Source organism: Sphingomonas sp. CCH9-F2 (genome assembly GCF_001556735.1).
Lineage (GTDB): Bacteria > Pseudomonadota > Alphaproteobacteria > Sphingomonadales > Sphingomonadaceae > Sphingomonas > Sphingomonas ginsenosidimutans.
This window is the reverse complement of the sequence record NZ_LSJO01000676.1, coordinates 17,858-40,593: the sequence shown is the minus strand read 5'-3', so window position 1 is coordinate 40,593 and position 22,736 is coordinate 17,858. Positions and strand designations below refer to the sequence as shown.

The window sequence follows — 22,736 nt, the reverse complement described above, 5'->3', positions numbered from 1 at the left end:
GACGTTGTCGTGACAAGGTCGATTTCCGTGGAACTGCGTCCCGAGTGGAGTCATCTGGGGTCGCGCCCCTCCCCGCTGGCGACCGCCGCTACAGACGGCAGCGGTCAACGGCAGCTACAGCCCATTCTCGATCACCGAACATCGGTTGTTCCAGTCGTAAAGCGTCGTTCCGGCTAGGAGCGGGCCTGTCATGCATTCGCCACGTTGCTCGCCGGAGGTGGCGGCAACTGGGTCAGACCATCCCGCCGCTTCCACTCATCATGGCGGTTACGCATCTCCACGACTGTGCGGTTGGCATCGTTCCCGAAGACCAAGTCGGCGAACGTTTTATCGCCAACAGTGTGGTGTTTGCCCCATCCGAGGAAATGGTTCCAAATATGTGTTGAATGGCCAAGACAGTCGGAAAGCATTAACTGGCCTACCGCTTCAGCGTCATTCAGCAGTCGCCACGATCCCGGTACGGGATGGCCACCTAACTCGCAGTGAAAGCCGTAATCGGCGCTCCTGAAATGACCGTCGGCCGCCTTGCGAAGCTTGGCGGGTGTGAAAAACGAATGTCTCTCCTCCCGCGTACTTCGAAGCCAGCGGCGACATTCTTCATCATCTTTCTCAAAGGCCCATGCCAGATATTCCACCTCGACAAGCTGACGCACAAGTGCTGCGCCCGCATAGTGACGGCCCCTGTCCACAAGGTCCGCACATCCTGATACAAGCTCACTACCAATGCGTAGCAGCATCGAAACCGCGACCACGGCATCGTCGCCATGCCCGAACGGTGAAACGCCGTCGCGTCGGTCGGGGCCAAGTATATGACCGCAGACAAACAATTTCTCGCCCAAGTTCTTGAACGTGTTTGCGGTGAACTTTGCAAAACTCAGCCGCGCTGCAACGTGTGACGGATCGATCGCAGCTGCTCGAATGGTTTCGCGGGAAAGGTCCAGATGGCTATCGTTCATGCGGATTCCATACCACGTGCCAGTGGAGCGGACCTAGCGCTCTGGACCTTATGGCCAGACCCTCCTTGTCCGGCGCTCAGCGACATGGCGATGGCGTAGCCCAGGCGGCGGCGGTTACGTTGGTCGGCCAAACTGTCCGGCGATGAGGGCTTCTAGATCGGCGGCACGGATGAGGCGGCGTTTGCCGATGAGCGTGGACGGCAGGACGCCTTCCGTCATTAGCGCGTACAGCTTGGTCTTGCCGATACCGATCGCGGCGGACGCCTCTGGCACGCTGTACGCGAGGCGGCCAAGCCGGTCCCCGCTGCCGCTGCTGGTCGATGTGTCACGTTGCAAGTTGTAGATGTTGGTCATGGTGTTCGCCTCCGACACACCATCTACGTTCGATCGGAGCCGCTGTCAGCCGCCACTGGCCGAGTTACCGGGTAGTTGTAGCAGCTGCAGTTTACTGAAGTACGCCACCTCCGCCTTCAGTATGTCTCAGTTTTTTCTGTTTTACCGGGTAACTCTTCATTTATATATTACTTTTCAACATCATCATCAAATCCAGATATATAAAATGTGCAGTATGGAACGGTACAAAGTACCCGGTAAAACGGAAAAAACCGGAAGGGAGTAGGACCGGCAGTTATGCGGCCTTGAGCATCGGCGGCGCGCCCGCCCCCACGAACGTCGCCCAATCGGTCATCATCGTCCGTCGGATATCGAGGTAGATCGATCGAAGGTACGACTTGACGGTTTTGCTCGGGATGACGTGGGCCAGTGCGGCCTCTGCCGCCTCGCTGGGGAACGTCGTCGCCTCCGCTGCCCAATCGCGAAAGCTGGATCGCAAGCCGTGGACCGTCCACGTCCCGCCGACCGCAGTTCTCAACGCCTTCCGCATCGTGGCGTCGCTCAGGGGCTTGCCGCTTGGTCCGGGGAACACTGGCTCACCCGCGATACCCTTCCGCATGCTCTCTGCGACCCGCAACACGGCGAGGGCGGCGGGCGAGAGCGGCACAAGGTGTTCTTTCTGGGCCTTCATGCGACTGGCGGGGATGGTCCACAACGCCCCAGCAAAATCGATTTCTTCCCACGTCGCGCCGATCACCTCACCCGATCGCGCAGCCGTCAGGATGACGAACTGCAACGCCAGTCGGCCCGCCGTGTCGTTCCCAATGAGCTTGGCCATGAGGCCTTCCACCTGCTGGTACGGGAGCGCGGCAAAATTGCCCGGTCGCGTGGTCTGCCGTGCCAGCCCGGTCTTGACGGATCGCAGGGGCGCTTCCTCCGCCCTGTGACCCTTGGCGTGCGCCCAATCGAGCACGGTCTTGATCCGTTGAAGAACGCGCCGCGCCGTCTCCGGCTTGTCGTTCCAGATCGGCGCGAGCAGGTCGCGGATCGCTGGCCCGGCGACCTTATCGACCGGCGTCCCGCCGATGCTAGGGAATGCGTAGGTCTGCAACGTCGAGAGCCACTGCGCCCGATGCTTCGGGTTCTTCCAGTACCGCTCGCGCTCGCTGTGGACAGCGAGCGCTGCCTCGCGAAAGGTCGGCATGGCCGCTAGGATTCTTCGTGAGGCCCGTTTGGCTTCTGCCGGGTCCGTACCCGCCTCGGCCTGCCGACGCGTCTCTGTGGCCCTCTGACGGGCTTCCTTGACGCCCACCGTCTTCGCGGACCCTAAACCAAACTCTCGACGCCGACCGTTCCATTGGATCAACAGCACCCAAGACCGCGAGCCGCTGCCCTTGATGACGAGATACAGCCCGTCTCCGTCCGCATAGCGTCCCGGCGCGGTCAGGGCCTTGATGGCGAGGGTGTTCAGCTTTCCCATGATCGTCTCCGTCCCTACAGTTGACCCCACAGTTTTGAGCGGTCGTGGGCGAACAGGGAAGGTCGGGGGCGGCAAGCTACCGGGTAAGAACTCCGGTTCTTCAGGGGATTAGCGATCGTGGGCGATTCAGCGCGGACACGGGTCCGGCAGACACCCTCTCCGCCATTCCGTTTCCCGATACGCTGCTGTCATGCCCGAAAGGCCACGGAAGCGCGGCTTTCGCGCGGCGGCACCTGCTGCAGAACCGGACACATCCGCCCGGCGGGTGCAGGGGCGTCGCTGCCGTCATCGGCGCGGTGCGTATCGCTTCCTCCGGCGTTCGCCCGGCCGAACCCGGCGATTGAATTGCGCGGCGTAACGGGTCAGATCGGCCCATGCAGAACAGCGACCCCGCCTATATCAAGCGCCCGACGCGCCGACTGACGGACAAGGGCGCCGCCACGCGCGAGCGTATCCTGGCGGCGACGGTGGAGCGGATCGTCGAATCGGGCTTCGCCGCGATGACGATCGAGAGCGTGATGGCCAAAGCGGGGCTGTCGCGCGGATCGGTGCTGCACCAGTTCCCGACCCGGCTGGACCTGGCGATCGCCACGGCGCAGCGGACGATGCGTGCGGTAATGGACGCAGCACGGGAGCGCGCCAACGCCATCGACGATCCGTTCGAGCGACTGGCCGGTTACGCGCAAATCGTCTGGGACACGCATTCGACGCCGGAAGGCCTGGCGCTCACCGATATCCTCAACGCCGCGCGCTGGGATACGGAGCTACTTGCCGCGATCCAGCCCGTCGCCGCGCAGGTGGAGGCGGAGATCGCGGAGGAGCTGCGGGCGCTGGCGACCGCGGGCGGGCTGGCGGAGCCGGAGGCGATGGTCGCGCGCGGATGGCTGCTCGTATCGAGCGCGCGGGGCCTCATCATCGAGCATCGGCTGGGCAGCAACCGGCACGTCATCAACGCCGCGATCGAGGAGATGAAGCTGAGCCATCGGCGTTACTGCGAGGCGCATTCGAAAATTAGTCAGACGTGATTGGTTGATATTGACTAGAAAAGGTATTGGTGCTCTACCGGTCGCGAGCCGGGCACCATGAATGCGCCGGCCGATCAGGAGAGGATCAGCCGATGGCATATTCGAAGGCGGTGTTGTGCGCAGGTGCGGCCTGGTGGGCGCTGGCGGCGGCACCGGTGATGGCGCAGACGGTCGAGGGCAGCGGCAGCGGCGTCGCCGTGCCGGCGCCGGCCGCCGACGCGCCGGCCGACGCCGCTCCGGGGACCGGCGACATCATCGTCACGGCGCAGCGGCGTGCCCAATCGGTCAACTCGGTGCCGATGTCGATCACCGCGATCGGCGGCGACCAGCTGGCCGCGCAGGGGATTTCCAGCACCGCCGATCTGGTCAAGCTGGTGCCCGGCCTGACCTTCACGCAAAGCCAGGTGGCCACCCCGGTCTACACGCTGCGCGGCGTCGGCTTCTATGAATCGACGCTGTCCGCCTCGCCCGCCGTCAGCGTCTATGTCGACGAAGTGCCGCTGCCGTTCGCGATCCTGACCGAGGGGGCGAGCCTCGACATCGCGCGCGTCGAGGTGCTGAAGGGGCCGCAGGGCACCCTGTACGGCCAGAATGCCACGGGCGGCGCGATCAACTATATCTCCGCCAAGCCCGGCGAGCAGTTCGCCGCCGGCGCCGACGCCAGCCTGGGTCGCTTCGGCGCGTTCGACGCCTCCGGTTTCGTCAGCGGCCCGATCACCGATACGCTGGGCGCGCGGATCAGCATGAAGACCGAGCAGGGCGGCACCTGGCAGCGCAACTATACCCGCGATGACACGCTGGGGCGTGCGGACCGTGTGAGCGGGCGGGCGATCTTCGTCTGGCGGCCGGACAGTGCGCTGACCGTGACCGCCAATCTGAACGCCTGGTCCGACACGTCGGACGTGCAGGCGCCGCAGCTGATCGGCCATACGCCGTACAATCCCGGCAACGCCTATGCCCGCGTGCTGGCGGTGCCGCCGGCACCGGCCAATGCCCGCGCCGCGAACTGGAGCGCGGACTGGCCGATGCGCCGGGACGACCATTTCTATCAGGGATCGCTGCGCGCCGACTGGGACCTGACGGATTCGGTCAAGCTGACCTCGATCTCGTCATGGCTGCGCTTCACCACCAATTCGTACCAGGACCTGGACGGTACGCAGTTTCGCCAGCTCGACAGCTATACCCCGGGCCGGGTGCGCAGCTTCTATCAGGAACTGCGGCTGACGGGCACGACCGGCCCCGCCCGCTGGATCCTGGGCGCCAATTACGAACGCGATCGCGCGCGCGAAAGCCAGATCCTGCGCACCGACGATCTCAGCAGCAACGTCATTATCCCCGGTCTGCCGATCCTGACGCGATCGGGCGTGTTCACCGAACAGGCGGTCAAGAGCTATGCCGGTTACGCGAACCTCGAATATGACGTGACGTCGCGGCTGACCGCGCAGGGCGGCGTGCGCTATACGCGCAATATTCGCGATTTCCGGGGCTGCGGCTACGACGCCGACGGGACGACATATCTGTCGTTCAACGTCCTGACCCAGGTGTTCACCGGCGCGCCGCCGCTGGTGCCGATCCCGGCGGGCGGGTGCCTGACGTTCAGCCCGACGTTCCAGCCCGGGCTGGTCACCGATCGCCTGTCGCAGGACAATGTGTCGTGGCGCGGGGGGCTGACCTATACGTTCGACAGCCGCGCGATCGTCTACGCCAATATCTCCAAGGGGTGGAAGGCGGGCGGCTTCCCGACGGTGCCGGCATCGTCGTTCACCGGTTTCCTGCCGGCGACGCAGGAATCGCTGCTCGCCTATGAGGCGGGGTTCAAGCTGCCGCTCGCCGAGCGCACGTTGCAGCTGAACGGCGCGGGCTTCTACTATGATTATCGCAACAAGCAGGTTCGCGGGCGGATCCTCGACCCGATCTTCGGGCTGCTCGAAAAGCTGGTCAACATCCCGACATCGGAGCTGTACGGCGCCGAGGCGGCGATCGTGTGGACCCCGCGCGGCACCGGGCTGACCGCCAACCTGTCGGGTACGTGGGTGAAGAGCCGGATCATCGAATTCACCGGCTACAACGGCACGGGGGCCTTCGGCAGCTATGCCGGATCGCCGTTCCCGTTCACGCCGGAATGGCAGGTGATGGGCGACGTGCAATATCAATGGCCGCTGACCGAGCGGTGGAAGGCCACCGTCGGCGCCAATGCCAATTACAACAGCGCCACCAATTCCACCTTCGGCGATCCGGCGATCCTGTCGATCAACGCGCGCACGCTCGTCGATCTGCGCGCCGGGGTGGAAACCGAGGACGGGAAGCTGCGTGCCCAGTTGTGGGGGCGCAACGTCTTCGACAAATATTACTGGAACACGACGTTCCAGGGCGACACGGCGTGGCGGATGGCCGGGCGACCGGCGACCTATGGCGTGACGCTGGGCTGGCGGTACTGACGTGACGGCGACCCGCCTCACCGCCGCGAACGGCATCAGGCTGGGCGCCACGGTCGAAGGTGACGGCCAGCCGGTGGTTCCGGGACTGGACATGATCGTGGCGATGCGGGCGATCGTGCCCCATCTGTCCGATGCGATCCTGTTCGGCGGATGCGGCCACTGGACGTGGGCCGCGGAGGTGACCCGGCACCTTCCGGCCTGGCTGAGAACCCTACCGGCGGGAGAGAGATGATGCGCTTCGGCGGCAAGGTGGCGATCGTGACCGGCGGGGCGTCGGGGATCGGAGCGGCGTTCGCGCGGCGGGTGCAGGCCGAGGGGGGGGCGGTGATGGTCGCCGATCTCGACGTCGAGCGCGGGCAGGCACTGGCCGCCGAACTGGGGGAGCGCGCCGCATTCCGCCCCGTGGACGTCGCCGATCCGGCAGCGATGGAGACGCTGGCGGCGGACACCGCGGCGGCGTTCGGCGGGATCGACATCCTGTACAACAACGCCGGGATCGGCTGCTACGGGCTGACCCCCGATCTGGCGATCGAGCAATGGCGGCGGGTCGTCGCGGTCAATCTGGATGCGGTGTTCTACGGCTGCCGCGCGGTCATCCCGCACCTGAAGGCGCGCGGCGGCGGCGCGATCGTCAACACCGCCTCGGCCAGCGGGCTGCATGCCGACTATGGCTTCACCGCCTACAATGCCGCCAAGGCGGGCGTCATCAACTATACGCGCAGCCTGGCCATCGACCATGCGCGCGACAACATCCGCGCCAATGCCGTCTGCCCCGGCCCGGTCGACACGCCGATCCTGACCAGCGGGGTCGATGCGATCCCCGGCCTGCGCGCCGAGTGGGAGCAGGTCGTCCCCGCCGGCCGGTTCGCGCGGCCCGAGGAGATCGCGGCGGTTGCCGCATTCCTGGCCAGCGACGACGCGAGCGCGGTGACCGGCGCGGCGATCCCGGTCGACGGCGGGCTGACGGCCCATACCGGCCAGCCCGATCTGCGCGCCCGCATGGAAGCGGCGGCATCCCAGAACGTGTGAGGAGAGCGATCATGACAGTCCCATCCGAAACCAGCGACACCCCCCGTTTCCAGGTCTATCGCGCAGCCGATGCGCCCGATTACAGCGAGACGTCGTGCATGGAGACGTCGGGACTGACCGACATCATCATCGACGGGATCACCCGCGCCGAGGCGGCCGGCGCGTCGGAGGGCAATGTCGTCAAGCTGCTGTTCGCGATGCCGGGGATGAGCCTGACCTATGCCTGGTTCAAGAGCGGCTTCCCGCTGCCGCTGCACAGCCACAACGCCGATTGCCTCTATTACATCATCGCGGGATCGCTGCGGCTGGGCACGGAGGAACTGGGCGCGGGTGACGGCTTCTTCGTGGGGCGCGACGTGCCGTACAACTACAAACCGGGACCGGACGGGGTCGAGGTGCTGGAATTCCGCACCGCCGACACGTTCGACATCCGCTTCCTGGGCAAGACGGCGGCCTTCTGGGACAAGACCGTCGCCGCGCTGGAAGCCGAACGCCCCAAATGGGCCACGCAGCGCCCGCCGCACGAGCTGGCCGCGGCACGATGAGCGCGACGATGCGCGCGCTGGTGCGGCGCGGCCCCACGCTTCAGGTCGCCGACGTTCCCGATGCCGTGCCGGGCGGCGGGCAGGTGGTGGCGCGGGTGCTGGCGTGCGGCATCTGCGGATCGGACCTTCACGCGGTCGATCATCTGGAACATGGCGTCGCGATCGGCCTTCGGTCCGGCGCCGCGGACACGATCGACCCGACCTGCGATCTGGTGATGGGGCATGAATTCTGTGCCGAGATCCTCGATCACGGTCCGGGCAGCGACCGGCGGCTGAAGCCCGGCACGCGCGTCGTTTCCACGCCGTTCGCCTTCGGTCCGCTGGGGCCGGAGCTGATCGGCTTTTCCACCCGCTACCGCGGCGCCTTCGCGGAGCGCGTGGTGCTGACCGAGGCGCTGTTGTTGCCGGTCGCCAACGGATTGTCGTCCGACGCCGCCGCGCTGACCGAGCCGCTGTCGGTGGGCACCCATGCGGTGGCGGTCGCGGCGCCGACGCCGCGGTCCGTGGCGCTGGTCGTCGGGTGCGGGCCGATCGGACTGGCGGTGATCGTCGCGTTGAAGCGCCGCGGGGTCGGACCGGTGATCGCGAGCGATTTTTCCCCCGCGCGGCGCGCCCGTGCCGAACGCCTGGGGGCGGACATCGTCGTCGATCCCGCAACGACGTCGCCGCACGGCGAATGGGAACGCCATGACGTGCCCGCGACGCTGGCATCGCTGGGGCCGGCGCAACTGGCCGGGCGCAGCCTGCGGGATGCGATCATCTTCGAATGCGTCGGCGTGCCGGGCATGTTGCAGTCGCTGATCGAGAATGCGCCGCCGACCGCGCATGTCGTGGTGGTCGGCGCCTGTCAGGAGGACGACCGGATCCTGCCGGTGATCGCCATCAACAAGCAGCTGCGCTTCAGCTTCGTCTTCGCCTATTCGCCGGACGAGTTCGCGGAGACGCTGGCGGCGCTGGCGGAGGGGGAGATCGACGCCGATGCGTTCCTGACCGGCGCGGTCGCGCTGGATGAGGCGCCGGCCGCGTTCCGGCGGCTGGCGACCCCGGACGACGCCGTGAAGGTGGTGGTGCGGCCATGGCAGTGACGGCCGGGGCGGCGCCCGCGCCGCCGCTGACCATCGCGCTGGCGGCGGGGATCACGCTGGGCGTGGTCGTGCTGATCGCCGGTTTCCTGGTGCTGGGCGCCGCGCTGGGCCTGGCGCCGCTGTACGCGGGGTTCCTGATATTGTGGTATTTCGGGAACATCGACATGCTGGACGACAAGGCGTTGCCGGTGCTGTGCGTCGGCGCGCTCGCGGGGGCAGCGACCGCGTGGCTGCTGCAGGCCGGCATCGTCGCGGCAGGGGCGGTCGGGGCCGTCCCCGCGCTGGCCGTCATCGTCGCCGCGATCTTCTGCCAGCTGCTCGGCTGGCTGCCGCTCGTCATCAACCGCGCCTATATGCTGTACGTGACGGTCCTGGCGGCCCCGTTGCTGCAGCAGCATGAGCGGTTCGACCGCGTGCTGCTGACGATCGTCGTCGCGACCGTCTATTTCGGCGGCGTGGTGCTGGCCGGCCGCCGGATCGTCGCGATGCGCCGCGGGGCGGGCGCATGACCGCGCCTACGACAGGGTCGGTCGGGCTGCACCTGACCCAGCCGCTGCATCGCGCGCTGCGCGAGGGCGCGGATCGCATCGCGACGATCGACGGCACGCGCGTGCGCCGCTGGCACGAGGTGGTGGGCCGGGTGCGGCGCGTGGCGACCGTGCTGGCCGGCCGCGGCGTCGAACCGGGCGACCGCGTGGCGTTGCTGGCGCCGAACGGCGACGTGTTTGTCGACCTGCTGTTCGGCACGGCCTGGGCCGGGGGCGTGCTGGTCCCGATCAACACGCGTTGGTCCGCCGCGGAGATCGCGCACGCCCTGACCGACAGCGCGCCGCGCGTGCTGGTGATCGATCACGGCTTCCTGCCGCTGCTGCCCGCGATCCGGGACGCGATGCCGCAGTTGCCGCCGGTCATCGTATCGGGAGCGGTGGCGGAGGGGTTCGACGATCTCGACCACCTGGTCGCGGCGGCGGCGGAAGCGGACGAGCGATTGCGCCATGGCGACGATCTGGCCGCGCTGCTCTACACCGGCGGGACGACCGGCGCATCGAAGGGCGTGATGCTGTCGCATCGCGCGCTGCTTACCTATGCGATGTGCCTTGCCGGCTCGGGGGAGAGCGCGCCGGGGGCGTGCATGCTCCACACCGCGCCGCTGTTCCACGTCGGCGCGCTGTCGGGATTGCTCGCCAGCTTGCTCAACCGCGCGCGGCACGTCTTCCTGCCGGCGTTCGACGCCGGCGCGGTGATCGCCGCGATCGCGGAACATCGCGTCAGCGACCTGTTCCTGGTGCCGACGATGCTGCAGGCGCTGCTGGATCATCCCGCATTCGGGCAGCACGATCTTTCCTGTGTCGAGCGGGTCTATTACGGCGCGGCGCCGATCGCGCCGGCCCTGATGGACCGCGCCATCGCAGCGATGGCGCGCGTCGGCTTCGTGCAGGGTTACGGGATGACGGAGACGTCGGGGTCGGTCGCGCTGTTGCAGCCGTCGGACCACCGGCACGCCGCGCATGTCCGCTCGAACGGCCGGGCGGTGATGGCGATCGAGATGCGGATCGTCGACGCCGACGACCGCGAGGTGCCGGCCGGCACGCATGGCGAGATCGTCGTGCGCGGCGACGCGGTGATGCGCGGTTACTGGAATCGCCCCGACGAGACCGCCGCGGCGCTGCGGGGCGGCTGGATGCACACCGGCGATGTCGGCTGGATGGACGCCGACGGCTATGTGCATGTCGTCGACCGGCTGAAGGACATGATCCTGACCGGCGGCGAGAACGTCTTTTCGATCGAGGTGGAAAGCGCGCTGTCGCATCATCCCGCGGTCGCGCAATGCGCGGTGGTGGGGCGCCCCGACGATCGCTGGGGAGAGACGGTGCACGCGATCGTCGTGCTGCGCGCGCCGGCGACGGCCGACGACCTGATCGAACATTGTCGCGATCGGATCGCCCGCTACAAGTGTCCGCGCAGCATCGAGTTCCGCACGCAGCTGCCGCTGTCGTCGGCGGGCAAGATCCTGAAGGCGCAGTTGCGGGACCAGGCGCGCAACGGGGCATGAGCGCGCGCCGTTTCCCTTCGTCGCGCGGGACCGCTAAGGCGCGGCGATGGCAACATCGGGATCGAAGGTGCAGCGGGCGACCGCGACGCGCACGCAACTGAAGCGTGTGGCGCGCCGCATGTTCGCCACCCGCGGCATCAGCGCGGTCGGCCTGCGCGAAGTGGCGGTCGCGGCCGGCCAGCGGAACACCGCCGCGGTCCACTATCATTTCGGCACCAAGGACGACCTGCTGCGCGAATTGCTGGTCGATGGCGCGCGGGCGATCGACGCGCATCGCTGCATGATGCTGGACGCGGCGGAGGCGGCCGGCGCGGTGACGCTGGACGACGTGGTCCGCGCGCTGGTTCAGCCCAGCCTGGACCTGCGCAGCGATCCCGAGGATTTCGAAACCTATCATCGCTTCATCAGCAACATCATGGGCGAGCGTCGCGAGCTGTTCGAAAGCACGATCGTCGACCGCCATGCCGTCGGCTACCAGCGCGCGACGCAGCATGTCCGCCGGCTGCTGGGCGACGTGCCGCCAGCGGAGGTCGATCGCCGCATCGTCTTCGCCACGCTGTCGCTGCAGGCGATCTTCACCGCGCGCGAGGCCGCCTGCGACGCGGTGCGCGGCGATGCGCATCCGTTCTGGGGACGCGCCGATGTCACGCAGGGCATCTTCACGACGACCGCCACCATCCTGCGACAACGCGACCCGAACGGATAAAGCGGTTGCTTTAAGAATGCCCGACGCTACGGTCCGCTGCCAGGAGACATCGCAGGGAGAGGACCGCGGATGGGCTGGGATTTCGAAACCGATCCGGCATTTCAGGAACGGCTCGACTGGGTCGCGCGGTTCGTCCGCGAGGAGGTGGAGCCGCTCGACCACGTGCTCGGCAGCCAGTGGAACGTCCACGATCCCGACTTCGTGCGCCTCGTCCGGCCGCTGCAGGCGATCGTCCGGCGCGAAGGGTTGTGGGCGTGTCACCTGGGGCCGGAACTGGGCGGGCAGGGGTTCGGCCAGGTCAAGCTGGGACTGCTGAACGAAATCCTCGGCCGCTCGCGCTTCGGTCCGGTCGTCTTCGGAACGCAGGCGCCCGATACCGGCAATGCGGAGATCCTCGCGCATTTCGGCACGCCGGCGCAGAAGGCCCGCTGGATGGCGCCGCTGCTGGAGAACGAGATCGTCTCCTGCTTCTCGATGACCGAGCCGCAGGGCGGGGCCGATCCGCTGATCTTCACCACCAGCGCGACGCTGGACGGCGACGAATGGGTCATCAGCGGCGAGAAATGGTTCTCCTCCAACGCGCGGTTCGCCGATTTCCTGATCGTGATGGCGGTGACCGAACCGGACGCGCCCCCGCATCAGCGCATGTCGATGATCATCGTCCCCACCGCCACGCCGGGGGTGGAGATCGTCCGCGACGTGGGTTGGTACGGCGAAAGCGTCCACGCGCATGCCTATATCCGTTACCACGACGTGCGCGTGCCCGCCGGGAACCTGCTGGGCGAGCGCGGGCAGGCGTTCGCGATCGCGCAGACGCGGCTGGGCGGCGGGCGCATCCACCACGCGATGCGGACCATCGGCGAGGCGCGCAAGGCGTTCGACATGATGGCCGAGCGCGTCCTGAGCCGCGTGACAAAGGGCGAACTGCTCGCCGACAAGCAGATGGTGCAGGAGAAGATCGCCGACAGCTGGATCGAGATCGAGCAGTTCCGCCTGCTGGTGCTGCGCACCGCCTGGCTGATCGACAAGCACAACGACTATCGCCGCGTCCGACGCGATATCGCCGCGGTGAAGGCGGCGATGCCCAAGCTGCTGCACGACGTCGCCGCGCGCGCGCTGCACCTGCACGGTTCGCTGGGGCTGACCCACGAAATGCCGTTCATGGCGCAGGTCGCGACCTCGTTCATGCTGGGCCTGGCCGACGGACCGACCGAGGTCCACAAGGTCACCGTCGCGCGCGAGACGCTGAAGGCCTATTCCGCCACCGACGAGCTGTTCCCCGCCTATCACCTGCCGCGGCAGGAAGCGGCGGCGCGCGCCCGATACGATATGCGCACGATCGACGAACTGGTGCAGGCCGATGGCTGATCCGATGTTCGACCTTGCGGGCAAGGTCGCGCTGATCACCGGCGGGTCGCGCGGGCTGGGGCGCGAGATGGCGCTGGCCTTCGCCGATGCGGGCGCCGACGTCATCATCTCCAGCCGCAACATCGACGCGTGCGAGGCGGTGGCATCCGAGATCGGCGACAAGGGGCGCCGCGCGCTGGCGATCGCGGCCCATGCCGGGCGCTGGGACGAGGTCGACCGGCTGATCGACGCGGCCTATGCCGCATTCGGGCGGATCGACGTGCTGGTCGCCAACGCCGGCATGTCGCCCGCCATGTCCTCGCACGAGATCAGCGAGAAGCTGTTCGATTCGGTCGTCTCGCTCAACTTCAAGGGGCCGTTCCGGCTGGCGTCGGCGGTGGCGCACCGCATGGCGCAGGGCGACGGTGGTTCGATCATCTTCACCTCGTCCACCGCCGCGCTGGAACCGTCGCCCAAGGTGGTGCCCTATGCCGGGGCGAAGGCGGCGCTGCTGGCGCTGACGTCGTCGCTGGCGCACGAATATGCGCCGCGGGTACGCGTCAATGCGATCGCCGCGGGACCGTTCCTGACCGACATTTCGAAGGCATGGGCCGACGTCGATCGCGAAACGGCGCGCAACGCACTGGGCCGCCCCGGCCGCCCGGAGGAGATCGTCGGCACCGCGCTGTACCTTGCCAGCGCCGCCTCCAGCTTCGTCACCGCGACGACGATCCGCTGCGACGGTGGCACCTGTCGCTCGCAATATTGACGGAAGGACGCACCATGAAGGCCCTGCAATATGTCGCCCCGCGCGACGTCCGCTACGGCGACATGCCCGATCCGCGGATCGAGGATGCGCGCGACATCGTCGTGAAGATCGACCGCTGCGGCATCTGCGGCAGCGACCTGCACATCTATCACGGCGACAAGCTGCGCGATGATGCCGGTTTCTGCATCGGGCACGAGGCGATCGGTGAGGTGGTGGAGACCGGCCGCGCGGTGACGCGGCTGAAAGCCGGCGACCGCGTGCTGATCCCCGCCTCGGTCGGGTGCGGCGCGTGCGTCCATTGCCTGGCGGGCAACGTGCTCAAATGCAGCAACGACGTCGAATATTGCTACGGCCTGAGCAGCCGGCTGCAGGGGTGCCAGGCCGAGGGGATGCGCGTGCCCGCCGGCGATTTCAACGCGGTGCCGATGCCGGAGGGAATCACCCCCGACCAGGCGATCATGCTGACCGACAATCTGCCCACCGCATGGTTCGGGTGTCGCAATGCCGATATCGCGCCCGGCGCCACCGTGGTGATCGTCGGCCTGGGGCCGATCGGACTGATGGCGGTGGAGGCGGCATTCGTCCTGGGGGCCGCGACGGTCTTCGCGATCGATCTGGTGGCCGAGCGGCGCGCGGTCGCCGCCTCGCTGGGTGCGATCGCGCTGGGCCCGGAGGATGCCGCGGACGTTATCCGCGACGCCACCGACGGCCGCATGGCCGACAGCGTGGTCGAGGCGGTGGGACTGGAAAAGACGATCGCGCTGGCGGTGCGCCTTGCCGGCAAGCAGGCGAGCGTATCGATCATCGGCGTCAACATGAACCGGCGCATGGAATTCCCGATGGCGCGCGTGTTCGTTAACGGACTGACGCTGCGCAGCGGCATGTGCCCGGTGGCCCGCCAGTTCGGCGAGCTGGTCCCGCTGATCCAGCAGGGCCGGCTGCACCCCGAACGCTTCGTCACCGACGTGCTGCCGCTGTCGCAAGGCGCGCAGGCCTATGCCAGGTTCGACGCGCGCGAGGAGGGCACGTTGAAGATGATCCTGGTCCCCTGACCTCATATCGTCATCATCGTCCGGCGAGATGCGGCGTGCCGGCACCGCCGTGCCGACGCTATAGCACCGGCGATTCGCCGCAACGGCGCCCGAGAGGATCGAGATGCACGACGACCGACTGGTTCCGCTGGCCGGCGGCCACAATTTTCGCGATTTCGGCGGCTATCCGACGGTCGATGGCCGTCGCGTCGTGCGCGGGGGGCTGTTCCGGTCCGGCGTGATGTCGCATCTCACTGCGGACGATGAGGAGCGGTTGCGCGCTTTGGGCATCGTCACGATCTGCGACCTGCGGACCCGCGCCGAGCGCGACGAGCGCCCGACGCGCTGGTTCGACGATACGTGCGACCTCTTGGTCGATGACGATACCGAGCCGACCACCACGCTCCGCGCACTGCTTGATCGCCCTGATTCGAGCGAGGAGGAGGGCAGGGACGCGATGATCGCGCTCTATCGCGAACTGCCGTTCAAGCACCGGGTGATGTATCGCGCGATGTTCCGGCGGCTGGTGGACGGACGGGTGCCGCTGGTCGTCAATTGTTCGGCGGGCAAGGATCGCACCGGGGTGGGCGCCGCGCTGGTGCTGCGCGCGCTGGGCGTGGCGCCGGACCTGATCGAGCGCGATTTCCTGGCCACCGCGACCGCGCTGGATACCGCGCGGCTGCTGGGCGACACCGGCTTCGCGCGCGGCGTGGACGTATCGTCGCGGGTGGTCGCCGCGATGATGACGGTCGTGCCGCAATATCTTGCCGCCGCCTTCGCCGCCATCGACGAACGGTGCGGGTCGTTCGACCGCTATCGCGTGGAGGAACTCGGCGTGGACGATGCCGACCTTGCCCGGATGCGCGCGATATTGCTGGAGGGATAGGTCGCCGGGGCCGCGTCGACGTCGACGGGGGGGGATGGTATCGCCGGGCGGCGCGGAAGGCCGTAAGACGCGCGGATGAGCACCGACCGACGTATCTCGCGCATCGTGATTCTGGGTGGAGGAACCGCCGGGTGGATGACCGCGGCGGCACTGTCGCGCAGTTTCGGGCCCACGGTGGCGATCACCTTGCTCGAATCGGACGAGATCGGGACGGTGGGGGTCGGTGAGGCGACAATCCCGACGATCCACTGGTTCAACGATCTGATCGGCCTGGACGAGGCCGAATTCCTGCGCGAGACCAAGGCGACGTTCAAGCTGGGGATCGAGTTCGTCGACTGGACGCGGCCCGGCCACCGTTACTTCCACCCGTTCGGCCAATATGGCGCGCCGCTGCCGGGGGTCGCCTTTCACCACCGCTGGTTGAAAGCTCGGGCGGAGGGGAGCGCGTTGCCGCTATCGGCGCTGTCGCTGGCGGCGCGGCTGGCGGGGGACGGGCGCTTTGCCAGGCCGGTCGGCGATGCGCGCTCGATCCTGTCGACGTTGGGCTATGCCTATCATTTCGACGCCGGGCTGTACGCCCGCTACCTGCGCCGGCTGGCGGAGGCGGGCGGCGTGGTCCGTGTCGAGGGGCGCTTGCGCGACATCGTGCGCGACGGCGACAGCGGGCATGTCACCGCCCTGGTCACCGAGCGCGGGGAGACGCTGGAAGGCGAGCTGTTCGTGGATTGCTCGGGGTTCCGCGCGCTGTTGATCGACGGCGCGATGGGCGAGGCGCTGGAGGACTGGTCGCATTGGCTGCCGTGCGACCGGGCGGTGGCGGTGCCCTGTGCGCGGGTCGCCGCGACCACGCCCTACACGCGCTCGACCGCGCGTGCGGCGGGGTGGCAATGGCGCATCCCGCTGCAACACCGCACCGGCAACGGCTATGTCTATGCCAGCGCGCATCTGAGCGAGGACGAAGCGACCGCGACGCTGCTCGCCAACCTTGACGGCGAGCCGCTGGCGGCGCCGCGCACCTTGCGCTTCACGGCCGGGACACGGCGGCGGCCGTGGCGCGGGAACGTGGTGGCGATCGGGCTGTCGTCGGGGTTCCTAGAGCCGCTGGAATCGACCAGCATCCATCTGATCCAGAGCGGCATCACCAAGCTGCTGACGCTGTTTCCCGACCGCGACATGGATCCCGCGCTGGCGGACCGGTTCAACGGGCTGTTCGGCCGCGACATGGACGGGATCAAGGATTTTCTGATCCTCCATTATCACGCCACCAGCGGACGGGACGCGCCGCTGTGGCAGCATTGCCGCACCATGACGCTGCCCGACACGCTGGTCGCGCGCGTGGCGCAATATCGCCGTTCGGGGCGGCTGATCCTCGACAGCGACGAGCTGTTCCGCGAAGCCAGCTGGCTGGCGGTGCTCGACGGGCAGGGCGTGACCGCCAGCGGTTACAATCCGCTCGCCGATGCGCTCGATGCCGATACCAACCGCGCGCAGGTGGAGCAGATCGCGCAGGTGATCGCGCGCGCCGCGCCGACGCTGCCGATGCACGACGATGCGCTGGCGCAGCTGATCGGCGCACCGTGACGACGCCCGACATGGTCGCGCGGCGGATCGGCGCGGAGCGGCAGCCGATCGCGATCGTGGACGGGTTCCACCCCGATCCGGCGGCGCTGCGCACGGCCGCGCTGTCCGCGCGCTTCGCGCCGGGGCGGCATCATTATCCAGGCGTCCGCGCGGCGTTGCCGCCCGATTATTTCGTGGCGGTGCGCCCGGCGCTGACCGCGGTGCTGGCGGGCGTGTTCGGGCATCGCGGCGGCGTGTCGCTGCTCGATGCGAGCTTTTCGATCGTGACGACGCCGCCGGCGCAGCTGAGCGTGACGCAACGGCTGCCGCATATCGATGCCACCGACCCGCGCCGCATCGCGCTGGTCCATTATCTGGGGGAGGGGGACGGGACCGCGTTCTTCCGGCATCGCGCGACCGGCTACGAGACGATCGATACGGCGCGCGCGGCGGGGTATCTGGCCGGGCTGAACGATGAGCTGCGTCGCGACGGCGATCCGCCGTCGGCCTATATCGCGGATTCGACGCCGCTGTTCGAGCGGACCGCCCTGGTCGCGGCGCAGCCGAACCGTGCGGTGATCTATCGCAGTTCGCTGCTCCACAGCGGTGCGATCGCGCCCGGGGCGGCGCTGGGCGACGATCCGGCGCGCGGGCGGCTGACGGTGACGGCGTTCCTGATGCTGGAGTGACGCCGTCCCGCCTGGCCGCGGCGCGCGCCTATTTCTTCGGCGGCTGCACCGCGAGATAGACGGTGCTCCACAATTGCGCGGCATTCGATTCGTCGACGTCCTGCTTGCCCGCGCCGAAGGCGACGACCTTGTACCGGCCGCCCTCATAGGCCCAGGACCACAATTCCGAGCTTTGCGTCGCGCGCGTCGCCTGGATCGCGCGCCACAGCGTCGCCTGCGCGCGCGTCAGGATCGCACGGGTCGAGGCGGGCAGGTCGCGGCGGGCCAGCTGGCGTTCCAGCCCGGCCGCGAACAGCGCCTGCTGCCACGACCACACGACCGCACCGTGATAGGCCGCCGGGGTGAAACGGCCCTGCGCGGTCGCATCCGCCTGCGCCGCATTGGCGACCAGCATCCCGATATCGGTCATCAGCCCCGCCGGGAACGGGCGCATCGCCGCGGTGACATAGGTGTCCAGTTCCGCCGGCGAGGGGTTCGAGAACATCAGCGCGAACCCCTCGTCGGAATTGACGATCGGCACCGCCTTGCCGCCCGCGTCGAGCGACAGCGCATGGAAGGTGAGCGGCGCATCGCCGAGCGACGCCAGCGCGGGCTGGGCGGGAATCCCCAGCGACCGGGCATAGTCACGCACCCGCGCGCTCGCCTGCGCCGCCGGAATATCGACGCGGAACAGCGCCGGGGCGCGCTGGCGCCAAGTCGCGGCCATCGCCCCGGCCTTGCCCAGCGCCGCGCGGTCCTGCGGCGTCAGATAGGCGTCGAGCAGGCCCGCGCGCAGCATCCGCGCCGCGGCGTCGAGCGCGGCGGGGACGAACACGGCGTTGACGTCATAGGCATATCGCCCGCGGCCCAGCCCCTCCTCGCTGTCGCGCCACTGGCCGGTCAGGCGGCCGGGCTTGAGCGCCACCAGCCGCTCGACCGCCGGGGTGCGGGCGAAGGGTTCGGCGGTCGCGACCACGAAGCGCAGGTTGCGCACCAGCGCCTTCCCCGCCGGCTCGACCGTGCCGGGCACGCCTTCGCTGGTCATCGCCCGCGCAAGGAAGCGACGCGCCGCGGCACGGTCCGCGTGATCGAGCAGGTAGGTCGCGGCGACCGGCGCGAGCATGTAATCGTCGTCGACCATCGCGTAATCGAGCACCGCGGCGTCGCCGCTGCCGCCATGCGCGCGGCGGTCGACCACCGCGAATTCGCCGATCCCCTCCTCGTGCGCGACGTCGCCGCGCGCATCGAGCCGGGCAAGGACCGATCCCAGCCCCGCCTCCACCGCGCCGGGTTGCAGCACGGGCATCAGCATGCGTACCGACATCAGCGTGTCGCGCCCGAAATAGGTCTGGAACCGCCACGATCCGGCCAGGAACTTCTCGCGATAGCTGAGAAAGCGCAGCGCATCGCGCGCCGCAGGATCGTCGGCGGCGCGCGCGGTCAACAACGCGCCCGCCGTCAGCCCGGTCAGCGGCGTCTCCCCGGTGGCGGCGGTGATGCGCAGGCGGATGCGGCCGTCCGCGCCCGGCAGGATCGCGGTGCCGTCCACGCGACCGCCCAGCACCTCCAGCTTCAGGTAATAGCCCGGCGCGCCGTCCAGCCGGCGGCGATAGCCGGTCACGACGTTGCCGGCGATGGACGGGGTCGCCTCCACCTCGTTCGGCAGGCGGCCGATCGCCTGATAGTCGCGCAGGAAGCGGATCGACGAGAGCACCGTCTTGTGCAGCTCAAGCCGCGGCGCGTCGATGCTGGCCACCGCGACCACGCCGTGCAGCCGGCGCCCCGCCGTGCCGTTCGGCTCCGCCATGGTCAGCGGACGCGGCGCCTGTTCCAGGCGCCACGTTGCCGGGCGATCAAGCCGCGCGAACCACTGGCCCGCCCCGCTGTTGCCGGCGGGGAAGGCGACGAGGATGCGCGGGTCGACGCCATTGCGCAGCAGCAGATGTGCCGCGACCGGTCCCTCCCGCACGAAGGCGTTGATGTTCTGGCCCTCGGTCAGTTCATACGCCAGATCCGGTGCGGGTGCCTCGCGCTGCGCCGTCGCCATCCCTGCCGCCGTCACCAGTGCCGCGCCCAGCATCATGCGTGCCACGTGCTTCATCGCCTTCTCCCGTCAACAAACGGGGGCGCCGCGACCGCTGCCGGTCACGACGCCCCCCATGATCGTTCTAACCGCCCGGATCAGAAGCGGAAGGTCAGCGACCCGCCATAGGTGGGGCCGACGATGCCGCGGGCGTAGAAATAGCCGTCGGTGATCGCCTGCGTCTGTCCCTGGCGCGGATTGCCCTCGGTCAGGCCGACGACGTCGAAGATATTCTCCGCATTCAGGCTCAGCTGCAGCTGCGGCGTCAGGTTCAGGTTCACGCCGACGCTGGTCACGCCATAGCTGGGCAGCGCCACGCCGTTGCCGGCATCGGCGAAGATCTTCCCGATGAACTTGTACCGGCCGTAGACCTCGCCCAGCCCGTTGGGGAGCGAGAACGACGGCGTGACGGTCCACAACTGGGCGGGCGTCCGCTCGGGACGGTTGCCCTCGAAGCCGGCTTGGTTCGCGCCGTCGATCTGCAGATTGACCAGCTTCGGATCCTGGAACACGCCCTGGAAATCGACCGAGAAGAACGTCACCGGCCGCACCATCACGTCGATCTCGACACCCTTGGTACGCAGGTCGGCGTTGATGTTCTGCTGCTGCGACGGGTTGCTCGGGTTGGCGAAATTGTAGTTCTGATCGTCGAAGTTGGTGCGGAACACGGTCACCGATCCGCTGAAGATGCGCGCATACTGATAGCGCACGCCCGCTTCATACAGCTTGATGGTGGTGATCGGGTCGACGTTGTTGGTCTGGAAGCCGTCGGCATAGCGGCCGTAGATCGACAGGTTGGGGGTGATCAGATAGTTCGCACCCACCGTCCAGGCGATCTTGTCCTGCTTGCGACGGCGAACGTCATACTGGCCGGCGAACGTCGCGCCGACCGTGGTCAGCACGCCGCCCTGGCCGACGGGCACCAGCTGTTCGAACCCGCCGTTCGCCGCCACGATGCGGCGCGAGGGATCGGCGGCGGCGGCGTTGCGACCGTCGAGCGCGACCGCGCTGTCCTGTTCCCAGCGGATGCCGCCGTCGATGCGCAGGTGATCGCCCAGCGCGATTTCGTCGTTGGCGTAGAGCGACACGGCTTCGTCGTTGCGCTCGCGGATGCCGTTGCCCCAGTCGCCATAAGACACCAGGCCGCTGTCGGTCAGCGACCCGATGACGCCGTTGGCGCCGTTCAGCGCGACGATGTCATAGACGTCGGAATTGTTGCGCACGTCGTTGACGACGCTGGCGGTCGCCGACTGGTTCTGGCGGCGCTTGACGTTGTAGTACATGCCGCCGACGGTCAGCGAGTTCTTGATCGAACCCGCCTCGAACGCCCAGGTGGCACCGGCGTTGATGCCCAGGTCACGCCCGTCGATGCGATCGTGGTTGAGCGTCGTGCGCTGCAGGAAGCCGTTGCCGTTCAGCGCGTTGAGCGCGCCGGTCTGGTTCGATCCGATGACTTCCCCGGTGCGGATGTTGCGGATGCCGAAGCGCGCCGCGGTGGGGAATGCCGCCTGCCCGCGGGTCAGCAGATCGTTGATCGGCGAATTGGCGCCGGGCGTCAGATAGTTGACCGCGCTCGCCAGACCCGCATTGCCCGTGCCCGAGCCGGGGAACAGGCCGTTGAAATCATAGGTATAGTCGATGTAGCGCGCGCGGGCGAACAGGTCGAGCGTGTCGGACACCGGCACATCGACGTCGAGCCGCGCCTGATTGTAAAGCGAGCGGATGCCGTCGCGGTAGCGGAACGGGCGGTAGCCGCTGGCGTCGACATAGGTCGACACCGGCACGCGGATCGAACTGAAGGCGTCGCCGCCGATATTGTCGCGCTGGATGTCGAAGCCGGGGATGCTGGCCGGCTCGCCATTCTCGAAGCGGTACGGCGCGGAGGCGTAATAGGCGGTTTCGATATCGCCGCGGCGCCCCGACAGGCGGATCGATCCGCCACCCGGCAGGCGATATTCCAGCGATCCCTTGATGCGATAGCCGGCATAGTCGAACGGATTGCGGCGCACGCCCGGGCTGCTCTGCACATAGCCGCCGAAGTTGAAGGCCAGGTTCTCGGCGAGCGGCGCCGAATAGTAGAAGTCGGCGCGCTTCAGGCCGTAGTTCATGCCCGTCAGGCGCACCGCGCCCTCGAATTCGTTGAAGTTCGGGCGCTTGGAGATGAAGTTGATCGTCGCGCCCGCGCCGTTGACGGTCAGCACGCCCGACGAGCCGCCCTTTACCGCTTCCAGCCGGTCGATCGTCAGATCCTGCTGGAAGAAGAAGTCCGCGCCGCCGCCGCCGTAGAGGATCGGCATGCCGTCCTCTTCGAGCTGCACGAAGCGCTGCCCGCCGCCCTGGAGGCCGCGCACCGAGTAATTGTTCGACGCCTCACCGGCGGTCGCCTCGACGAAGATGCCGGGCACCAGCTCCAGCATGTCCGCGGTGGAGCGCGGCGCGCGGCGATCGATATCCTCGCGAGTGGCGTAGGTGATGTCGGCCGAGGAGGTGATGAGCGGGCGGTCGCGGGTGGTCTGCCCGGTGACCACGATGTCCTGGAGATCATCGGTCTGCGCGGTGGGCGCGGCCTGCGCATCGCCGCCGGCGGTTTGCGCCATCGCGACGGCGGGCATCAGCGTCGCCCCGGCCAACAGGAGCGCACGCGCGCTGAAACCGGTTACAATCGCCATAAGTCTCCCCTTTGACTTTTTACACGCCCCATTGGGCCGAACGGACGCGCGTTAAACCAAGGTCGAATACGAT

20 protein-coding genes are annotated in these 22,736 nt (G+C 68.1%); 15 read left to right on the top strand and 5 right to left on the bottom strand.

Translation table 11 applies throughout. The features are described from left to right. Positions 1-188: 188 nt before the first annotated feature. From AX685_RS22100 to AX685_RS19405, 3 genes are all read right to left on the bottom strand, one after another. Positions 189-956, bottom strand: coding sequence for a hypothetical protein (locus AX685_RS22100; RefSeq protein WP_156445946.1), 768 nt, complete (start codon positions 954-956; stop codon positions 189-191). A 114-nt stretch (positions 957-1,070) separates the two neighbouring features. Continuing rightward, entirely contained in the window at positions 1,071-1,310 is a 240-nt protein-coding gene (locus tag AX685_RS19410) for a helix-turn-helix domain-containing protein (RefSeq protein ID WP_156445945.1), read from the bottom strand. Between the two features lie 274 nt (positions 1,311-1,584). Beyond that, positions 1,585-2,769, bottom strand: a complete 1,185-nt coding sequence (locus AX685_RS19405; protein WP_066491720.1) for a tyrosine-type recombinase/integrase — start codon at positions 2,767-2,769, stop codon at positions 1,585-1,587. Between the two features lie 374 nt (positions 2,770-3,143). Here AX685_RS19405 and AX685_RS19400 point away from each other — a divergent pair, with 374 nt between their 5' ends. The 15 genes from AX685_RS19400 (at position 3,144) to AX685_RS19330 (ending at position 17,932) form a co-directional block, all read left to right on the top strand. Further along, complete coding sequence (locus AX685_RS19400; RefSeq protein ID WP_066491685.1) at positions 3,144-3,794, top strand: TetR/AcrR family transcriptional regulator; 651 nt, start codon at positions 3,144-3,146, stop codon at positions 3,792-3,794. A gap of 92 nt (positions 3,795-3,886) precedes the next feature. Then, the gene (locus tag AX685_RS19395) at positions 3,887-6,232 is read left to right on the top strand and encodes a TonB-dependent receptor (RefSeq protein ID WP_066491684.1); all 2,346 of its coding nucleotides are present in this window, start codon (positions 3,887-3,889) and stop codon (positions 6,230-6,232) included. 1 nt (position 6,233) lies between these two features. Beyond that, positions 6,234-6,464, top strand: a complete 231-nt coding sequence (locus tag AX685_RS19390) for a hypothetical protein (RefSeq protein ID WP_066491683.1) — start codon at positions 6,234-6,236, stop codon at positions 6,462-6,464. After that, complete coding sequence (locus tag AX685_RS19385) at positions 6,461-7,261, top strand: SDR family NAD(P)-dependent oxidoreductase (RefSeq protein ID WP_197418717.1); 801 nt, start codon at positions 6,461-6,463, stop codon at positions 7,259-7,261. Before AX685_RS19390 ends, AX685_RS19385 begins: the two co-directional genes overlap by 4 nt. 11 nt (positions 7,262-7,272) lie before the next feature. Further along, positions 7,273-7,806, top strand: a complete 534-nt coding sequence (locus AX685_RS19380; protein ID WP_066491681.1) for a cupin domain-containing protein — start codon at positions 7,273-7,275, stop codon at positions 7,804-7,806. After that, entirely contained in the window at positions 7,803-8,891 is a 1,089-nt protein-coding gene (locus AX685_RS19375) for a zinc-binding dehydrogenase (RefSeq protein WP_231792316.1), read from the top strand. The genes AX685_RS19380 and AX685_RS19375 overlap by 4 nt, the downstream gene beginning before the upstream one ends. Further along, the gene (locus AX685_RS19370; protein ID WP_156445944.1) at positions 8,882-9,400 is read left to right on the top strand and encodes a hypothetical protein; all 519 of its coding nucleotides are present in this window, start codon (positions 8,882-8,884) and stop codon (positions 9,398-9,400) included. Before AX685_RS19375 ends, AX685_RS19370 begins: the two co-directional genes overlap by 10 nt. After that, complete coding sequence (locus tag AX685_RS19365) at positions 9,397-10,944, top strand: acyl-CoA synthetase (protein WP_197418716.1); 1,548 nt, start codon at positions 9,397-9,399, stop codon at positions 10,942-10,944. The genes AX685_RS19370 and AX685_RS19365 overlap by 4 nt, the downstream gene beginning before the upstream one ends. Positions 10,945-10,990: 46 nt before the next feature. After that, positions 10,991-11,650 (top strand): TetR/AcrR family transcriptional regulator, encoded by a 660-nt coding sequence (locus AX685_RS19360; protein ID WP_066491675.1) that lies wholly within the window; start codon positions 10,991-10,993, stop codon positions 11,648-11,650. Between the two features lie 69 nt (positions 11,651-11,719). Next, complete coding sequence (locus AX685_RS19355; protein WP_066491670.1) at positions 11,720-13,018, top strand: acyl-CoA dehydrogenase family protein; 1,299 nt, start codon at positions 11,720-11,722, stop codon at positions 13,016-13,018. Between the two features lie 4 nt (positions 13,019-13,022). After that, positions 13,023-13,766: an SDR family NAD(P)-dependent oxidoreductase gene (locus AX685_RS19350; RefSeq protein ID WP_231792315.1), complete on the top strand. Its 744-nt coding sequence runs from the start codon at positions 13,023-13,025 to the stop codon at positions 13,764-13,766. A gap of 14 nt (positions 13,767-13,780) precedes the next feature. Next, positions 13,781-14,818: an alcohol dehydrogenase catalytic domain-containing protein gene (locus AX685_RS19345; RefSeq protein ID WP_066491666.1), complete on the top strand. Its 1,038-nt coding sequence runs from the start codon at positions 13,781-13,783 to the stop codon at positions 14,816-14,818. 103 nt (positions 14,819-14,921) lie between these two features. Continuing rightward, positions 14,922-15,683: a tyrosine-protein phosphatase gene (locus AX685_RS19340; RefSeq protein WP_066491664.1), complete on the top strand. Its 762-nt coding sequence runs from the start codon at positions 14,922-14,924 to the stop codon at positions 15,681-15,683. 75 nt (positions 15,684-15,758) lie between these two features. Continuing rightward, positions 15,759-17,264 carry a tryptophan halogenase family protein gene (locus tag AX685_RS19335; protein ID WP_066491663.1) on the top strand — a complete coding sequence of 502 codons (1,506 nt, stop codon included), beginning with the start codon at positions 15,759-15,761 and terminating at the stop codon, positions 17,262-17,264. Next, entirely contained in the window at positions 17,261-17,932 is a 672-nt protein-coding gene (locus AX685_RS19330) for a DUF6445 family protein (protein ID WP_231792314.1), read from the top strand. Before AX685_RS19335 ends, AX685_RS19330 begins: the two co-directional genes overlap by 4 nt. Before the next feature lie 28 nt (positions 17,933-17,960). On the opposite strand, the gene AX685_RS19325 is transcribed toward AX685_RS19330, so the two are convergent. Next, entirely contained in the window at positions 17,961-20,012 is a 2,052-nt protein-coding gene (locus AX685_RS19325) for a hypothetical protein (protein WP_066491658.1), read from the bottom strand. An 80-nt stretch (positions 20,013-20,092) separates the two neighbouring features. Continuing rightward, complete coding sequence (locus AX685_RS19320) at positions 20,093-22,663, bottom strand: TonB-dependent siderophore receptor (protein ID WP_082741101.1); 2,571 nt, start codon at positions 22,661-22,663, stop codon at positions 20,093-20,095. Positions 22,664-22,736: the final 73 nt, after the last annotated feature.